Genomic DNA, 7111 nt, shown 5'->3' on the forward strand with positions numbered 1-7111 from the left:
GAGGGGCCCGGCGCCCGATCCACCGACAGCCGCTTGAGGCGAAACAAAGGAGGAGAGGGCGGCCGCAGGCCGACGCCGGGGGACATTCGCCGGAAAGGGTAGAGGGGCCCGGCGCCCGACCCACCGACAACCGCTTGTCTTCCGCACCAGCGCCCATGACCTGTGGCCCCCTCCCCCGGCCCTTGCGGCTGCTACGCTTGCCGGGTTTTCCTCTACGGTGCCGCCCGCAATGCCCAGAACGCTGCCCTTGTCCCTGCTGCTGCTCGCCGCCCTAGGCGGTGCTGCCCACGCGGCGCCGACGCCGATCACCATCGAGCAGGCCATGGCCGACCCGGACTGGATCGGTCCGCCGGTCGAAAGCGCCTGGTGGTCCTGGAACAGCCAGCAGGTCGAGTACCAGCTCAAGCGCACCGGCAGCCCCGTGCGCGACACCTTCCGCCAGCCCGTCAATGGCGGCGTGGCCGCCCAGGTCGCCGATGACCAGCGCGGCACCCTCGACGTGGACAGCCCGGTGTACGACAGCGCGCGCCAGCGTGCGGTGTTCGTACGCAATGGCGATGTGTTCCTGCGCGACCTGCGCAGCGGCGCGCTGACCCAGCTGACCCGCAGCTCGGAGAAGTCCAGCGCGGTCAACTTCGCCCGCGATGGCGGGGTGATCTGGTGCACCGGGCAGAACTGGTTCCACTGGACCGCCGCCGGCGGCGTGCAGCAGGTGGCCAGCCTAAAAGCCGAAAAAAATCCCGACGAGGCGCCCAAGGCCGACGTGCTGCGCGACCAGCAGCTGCGCACCCTGGCCACGCTGCGCAACGACCGCGCCCAGCGCGACGCGCTCAAGGCGCAGGAAGCCAGCTGGCGCCGTGCCGATGGCACCCGTGCGCCGGGCCCGGTGTACCTGGGCGCCGAGGTGGAGATCGTCGACAGCGTGCTGTCCCCGGACACCCGCAGCCTGATCGTGGTCACCAAACCGAAGAGCTTCGATGAAGGCCGCGGCGGCAAGATGCCCAAGTACGTGACCGAATCCGGCTACGAGGAATTCGAAGACACCCGCACCCGCGTGGGCCGCAACGATCCCGAACCGCACACGCTGTGGCTGGTCGATGCGGTGACCGGCACGGTCAAGCCGCTGTCGCTGGACGGCCTGCCGGGTATCGGCACCGATCCGCTCGCCGCACTGCGCAAGGCCGCCGGCAAGGACGCGCTCAAGGGCAACCGTCCGGTCGAAGTGCTGGCCGGCCCCGGCACTCCCGGCATCCGCTGGAGCGCCGATGGCCAGCAGGCCGCGATCATGCTGCGCGCCAACGACAACAAGGACCGCTGGCTCACCAGCGTCAGCCCGGCCGGCGCCAAACTCGAAAACCGCCACCGCCTGACCGACGCGGCCTGGATCAACTGGAGCTTCAACGATTTCGGCTGGTCCAACGACAACCGCACGCTGTGGCTGCTGTCGGAGGAATCGGGCTACTCGCACCTGTACACCCAGCAGGGCACGGCCAAGCCGCAGGCGCTGACCGGCGGCAAGTGGGAAACCTCGATGCCGGTGCCCAGCGCCGACGGCCGCGGTTTCTACTTCCTCTGCAACCAGCAGAGCCCGGGCGACTACGAAGTGTGCGCGGTGGACAATGCCAGCAGGCAGGTGCGCGAACTGACCTCGCTCAACGGCGTGGAAGACTTCTCGCTGTCCCCGGATGGCCAGCAGCTGCTGGTGCGCTACTCCGGCGCCTACCTGCCGACCCAGCTGGCCGTGGTGCCCGCTGCCGGTGGCCAGGCCAAGGTACTCACCGATACCCGCAGCGCCGCCTTCAAAGCCCGCGAGTGGATCCAGCCCAAGCTGGTGCAGGTGCCGTCCAAGCACGGCGCCGGCGTGGTCTGGGCCAAGTACTACGGCCCGGAAAACCCGGAGCCGGGCAAGCAGTACCCGATCGCCATGTTCGTGCACGGTGCCGGCTACCTGCAGAACGTGCACCAGCAGTACCCGGCCTATTTCCGCGAGCAGATGTTCCACAACCTGCTCGTGCAGAAGGGCTACATCGTGCTGGACATGGATTACCGCGGCAGCGCCGGCTACGGCCGCAACTGGCGTACGGCGATCTACCGCAACATGGGCCACCCGGAACTGGAAGACTACAAGGACGGCCTGGACTGGCTGGTGGAGACCAGACAGGGTGCCCGTGACCACGCCGGCATCTACGGTGGCTCCTACGGCGGCTTCATGACCTTCATGGCGCTGTTCCGTTCACCGGGCACGTTCAAGGCCGGTGCCGCGCTGCGCCCGGTGGTGGACTGGCACCAGTACAACCACGGCTACACCGCCAACATCCTCAACACCCCGGACATCGATCCGGAGGCCTACCGCATCTCCTCGCCGATCGAGTATGCCGAAGGCCTGCAGGACCACCTGCTGATCGCGCACGGGATGATGGATGACAACGTGTTCTTCCAGGATTCGGTCAACCTCACCCAGAAGCTGATCGAACTGCACAAGGACAACTGGTCCATCGCGCCGTACCCGCTGGAGCGCCACGGCTACGTGCGTCCGGATTCCTGGCTGGACCAGTACAAGCGCATCCTCAAGCTGTTCGAAGAAAACCTGAAGTAAGCCCGCGATGACGTCGGTTGCCACTGACGCACAGCACACCGCGGCGACGATCGATATCGTCGCCGCGGTCGTTTTGGATGCCCGCAGCCGCGTGCTGGTCGTGCGCAAACATGGCTCGGATACCTTCATCCAGCCCGGCGGCAAGCCCGAGCCCGGGGAAGCACCGCTGGCCGCGCTGGGCCGTGAGCTGCATGAGGAACTCGGGGTCATCCTGGAACCTGCCAGCGCGCGCGCACTGGGCCGGTTCGAGGCCTGGGCGGTACACGAAGCCGGGCACCGCGTGCGTGCCCGCGCCTTCTGGGTGACCGTCATCGGCACGCCCCGGCCACAGGCGGAAATCGCCGAACTGGCCTGGGTCCCGCTGCATCCGCCGCATGGGCGGCGCTTGGCAGCATTGAGTGCAGACCATATCCTGCCGGCGGCCGCGCTCGCGGTGGCGACGACCTGACGGTCGCCGCCGGCCCACCAGGACACCGGATGTCAACGATTCCCCCGCAACTGCCGCACGCCAGGCCAACGCTCGCGCCGGGCGCGCCGCCAAGATTCCTCGCCCCCCTGGCCCAGTCGGTGCTGGTGGTCTGCGCCGCATCGGCGCTGTCCTGGCTGTTGCTGGTGCCCCTCGCCGCGTCGGCCTCCAGCGCCGAGTGGGTCCGCCAGATGGTCCAGGGCCACGACCTGTCCTGGCTGTCGCCCGCGCTGCACTGGCTGGGCGCGCACGCGGTGGCGGTGAGCGTGGCCGGGCTGCTGACCTGCTTGGCCGGCGTGGCCGCCTGCTGGGGCATGTTGCGCCGCCAGGGCTGGGCGCTGTGGCTGTTCATCGTGTTGCTGGTCGCCACCGCCGCGTCGAACTTCGCCGCTACCTGGGTGATCGACGATGCCGTCCGCCACCTGCTGGCGTACCTGGCCCCGCACGCCGACGCCAGCGACATGCGCGAGCTGCGCCTGCAGCGGCTGTTCTTCACCGGTACCGCGCTGGGCACCTCGATCGCCTTTGCGGTGCTGCATGTGTGGCTGGTGGTGCGCCTGCTGCGCGCCGATGTGCTGGCGTACTTTCGTCGCTGATCCCCCCTTCTCCGCTCCGCCCTCAAGGATGATGTTGTGACCCTTGCTGTATCCACGTTCCGCCGCGCCCTGGCTGCGCGTTGCCTGATGGTGTTCGTCCTGGCGCTGACCAGCCTGCCCGCCGCCGCCGAGTCGATGCAGTGCGGCACGTTCACGGCCGAAGACACCGGCACCACGCTGACCCTGCAAAGCCCGAACCAGGGGTTCCGGCAGATTCCGGAACAGCCGCCCGAACCGTATCTGGTCAGCCGCCTGGGCAACGAAATGAAGCTGGCCGACCTGGACAACGGCGGTGTCTGGTCGCTGACCGTGCAGGAGGGCGGGCGCCTCCTCAGCGATGGCGTCAGCGCGTACCGGCTGCAACGGGCGGCCCGCTGCCAGCCCGCCAGCGTGTTCCCGCCCACCTCGTGCCGCGCCCAGATTGGCACCTGTCTGCATGACCTCCCGCTGGCCAACAGCGCCACGCTGCGCCAGTGGTGCGAGGAGGGCGTGCCCGCAGCGTGCAAGGGCCTGCTCGCCAACTACCAGTCGGAGGCCCGCGACGCGCCCAACGCGGCAACCCCGGCCGAAGACGACCCCGAGCTGGCCGAACCGGCGGTGTGCAAACCGGACTCGGGCAGCTACGACCAGGCGGCCTGCCTGGAGGCCGCGCGCGAGGTGATGGGCAAGGCGATGGCCAAGGCCCTGCTCGGCGGGCTGGCCGCCGGCGACCCGGCACCGCTGCCGGCCGCGCAGCTGGATGAGATCACCGCCCTGTGCAGGGCGCAGACCGCCGGTACGTTCTGCGCCAAGGCAGCCGATGCGCTGTGGGCCGCAGGGCGGCTGCTACCGGCGCGCGATGCCTTGCAGCTGGCCTGCACGCGCGGCCAGGACCCGCGCGCCTGCCAGCGGGCGGCGCCGCTGGCCGGGCTGGATGCGAGGGCGCTCGCCCCGGTCGCGGCCACCGCCCTGCCCTGCGGTAGCTACCTGGCCGACCAGGGACTGATGGATCACCTGGCCTTCGGCGATGGCGGCATGATCGACAGCGGCTTCGGCGGCAAGCTGCGGGCCCGTCTGGTCGATGGCGACATCCGCGTGCGCCATGACCAGGGCGACGACTTCGTGTTCAAGACGCTCGCCAACGGCAACCTGATCGGCATGGACAGCTGGAACCGCTTTGGTTACTACCAGCGCGTCGGCGAGGCGCAGCAGTGCAGCGCACCGGTGGTGTATGTGGAAACCCCGCTGCCGCAGGATTGCCCGGGCATCGGCCGTCCCGGCGCTGCGCAGGCCTGCTGCGCGGCAGGCAAGCTGCAGGGCTGCAACGCCGCCGGCCACCAGTTGGCACTGTCCGATCGCTGGGCGGACGCCACGCCGTTCTACCTGAAGCTCTGCGCGGCCGGCGTACGCGAAGGCTGCGAGAACCTGGCCAGCGTGTATGAGCACACCGGCGACGAACAGCTCCCCGCACAGATCCAAGCGATCTGTGCCAAGGATGGCAAGGGCACGCATGTGGCCTGCGATGTGCACGCCACGCGGAACTGGGCGCTGCTGCAGGTCAGCGCCGGGCTGGAAGCGATTGCCGCGCGGATGGCTGCCGAGGCGGAGGACGACGACAGCCCACCCGATGCGCCGGCCAAGGCGAAGGAACGGCCGGCCAGCAACCGCAAGGGCGGCCGTTGAGTGCACGCAGGCCGTACGCCGGCCTGCGGTAAAGTACGCGCCATGAACGAATTCGAGCGCGTGCGCGCCTATCTGACCGACCTGCAGGACCGCATCTGTGCGGCGATCGAAGCCGCCGACGGCAGCGCCCGGTTCGCCGAAGACGTGTGGCAGCGCGCCGAGGGCGGTGGCGGCCGCACCCGCATCCTGCGCGATGGCGCGGTGTTCGAGCAGGCCGGGATCGGCTTCTCCGATGTGGCCGGCACGCGCCTGCCGCCGTCGGCGTCGGCCAACCGGCCGGAACTGGCGGGCGCGTCGTGGCGCGCCACCGGGGTGTCACTGGTGTTCCACCCGGCCAACCCGTACCTGCCCACCACCCACGCCAACGTGCGTTATTTCCGCGCCGAGCGCGACGGCGTGGAAGTGGCCTCGTGGTTTGGGGGCGGTTTCGACCTCACCCCGTTCTACCCGTTCGATGAAGACGTGCAGCACTGGCATGGGATGGCGCGCGATCTCTGCGCCCCGTTCGGGCCCGAACGCTACGCCGCGCACAAGCGCTGGTGCGACGAATACTTCTTCCTGCGCCACCGCAATGAAACGCGCGGCGTGGGCGGGCTGTTCTTCGATGACCTGCACGGCGATTTCGAGCGCGATTTCGCCTACCTGCGCGCGGTCGGCGATGGCTTCCTGCAGGCCTACCTGCCGCTTGTGGAACGCCGTAAGAACATGCCCTACGGCGAGCGTGAGCGCGAGTTCCAGCTGTACCGCCGCGGCCGCTACGTCGAATTCAACCTGGTCTACGACCGCGGCACGTTGTTCGGCCTGCAGAGTGGCGGGCGCAGCGAGAGCATCCTGATGAGCCTGCCCCCGCGCGTGCGCTGGGAATATGGCTTCCAGCCCGAGGCCGGCAGCGATGAAGCGCGCCTGGCCGATTACCTGGTGCCGCGCGACTGGGTGTGAGCGATGCGCCCCTCGCCGGCTGCATCACCGCTTGAAAGCAGCCACCCATCGGGTGGCTCCACCGGATATGGATATCGCATGCGCCCGGTAGTGGCGCCGGCACCGGCTGGATATCGCACACAGCCGGTGGTGGCCCCGCCACGGTAGAGCCACGCCATGCGTGGCTGGGCACTCCCCGGACAGCCTCCATCCATCCGGTGGCGCTACCCCTTCTTCGGCACGATGGTGATGTGGCCGTTGATTTCCAGCACCGCCAGCGCGACGTCGTCGATGGACAGGCAGCCCTGCTGGCGTAGCGCCGCGTCGAGGTCGGCCGGGGTCACCAGCTCGCGCTTGAGCACTGAATCGAGCACCTTGCCATCGCGTGCGATCAGCACCGGCTCGCCTTCGACCAGATTTTCCACGCGTCGGCTGCGCGTGGACAGCCAACCCACGCCGTAATTGATCGAGATGAGCGTGGCGGCCAGCAACAGGCCACCGCCCAGCGAGGTGTCCTTGCCGAGCAGTGCGTTCTGCACTGCGTTGCCAAGCAGCACGATCAGCAGCACATCGAACGGGGTGATCTGGCCCAGCGCGCGCTTGCCCGACAACCGCACCATGCCCAGCACCACCACGTACACCACCACCGCGCGCAGGATGAATTCCCACCACGGCATGGCCAATGCAAACAGATCGCTCATTCCGGTCTCCCCAATCCAGGTCACAGCATGCGGCGCGCATGTGGTCGGCGGCAATACGGGGCAATAGGGGAGGGATGGCCGGCGCCGCGCGGGCAGTTTCCAACGCCGCAAATAAAAGGTTCTTCACCCAACTCCGGGGAAGGCCGCCCGGATCTTCAGGAAGAAGTACGCG

6 protein-coding genes are annotated in these 7111 nt (G+C 68.9%); 5 read left to right on the forward strand and 1 reads right to left on the reverse strand.

Annotated elements, in window-relative coordinates; translation table 11 throughout:
• The first annotated feature begins 229 nt into the window (after nucleotides 1-229).
• The 5 genes from NR101_RS18450 to hemF are packed head-to-tail and all read left to right on the forward strand — an operon-like array spanning nucleotide 230 to nucleotide 6259.
• Nucleotides 230-2596, forward strand: coding sequence for a S9 family peptidase (locus tag NR101_RS18450; protein ID WP_256777363.1), 2367 nt, complete (start codon nucleotides 230-232; stop codon nucleotides 2594-2596).
• A 7-nt stretch (nucleotides 2597-2603) separates the two neighbouring features.
• Nucleotides 2604-3044, forward strand: a complete 441-nt coding sequence (locus NR101_RS18455) for an NUDIX domain-containing protein (protein ID WP_256777364.1) — start codon at nucleotides 2604-2606, stop codon at nucleotides 3042-3044.
• A gap of 29 nt (nucleotides 3045-3073) precedes the next feature.
• Nucleotides 3074-3658: a hypothetical protein gene (locus tag NR101_RS18460; protein ID WP_256777365.1), complete on the forward strand. Its 585-nt coding sequence runs from the start codon at nucleotides 3074-3076 to the stop codon at nucleotides 3656-3658.
• Between the two features lie 36 nt (nucleotides 3659-3694).
• A complete protein-coding gene (locus NR101_RS18465) occupies nucleotides 3695-5320 on the forward strand; it encodes a hypothetical protein (RefSeq protein ID WP_256777366.1) in 1626 nt (541 codons plus the stop codon).
• Nucleotides 5321-5362: 42 nt separating this feature from the next.
• On the forward strand, nucleotides 5363-6259 hold the full coding sequence (gene hemF, locus NR101_RS18470) for an oxygen-dependent coproporphyrinogen oxidase (protein WP_256777367.1): 897 nt from the start codon (nucleotides 5363-5365) through the stop codon (nucleotides 6257-6259).
• A 203-nt stretch (nucleotides 6260-6462) separates the two neighbouring features.
• On the opposite strand, the gene NR101_RS18475 is transcribed toward hemF, so the two are convergent.
• Nucleotides 6463-6939 carry a YetF domain-containing protein gene (locus NR101_RS18475; protein WP_256777368.1) on the reverse strand — a complete coding sequence of 159 codons (477 nt, stop codon included), beginning with the start codon at nucleotides 6937-6939 and terminating at the stop codon, nucleotides 6463-6465.
• Nucleotides 6940-7111: the final 172 nt, after the last annotated feature.

It is taken from the genome of Stenotrophomonas sp. Ste86 (assembly GCF_024519465.1).
Lineage (GTDB): Bacteria > Pseudomonadota > Gammaproteobacteria > Xanthomonadales > Xanthomonadaceae > Stenotrophomonas.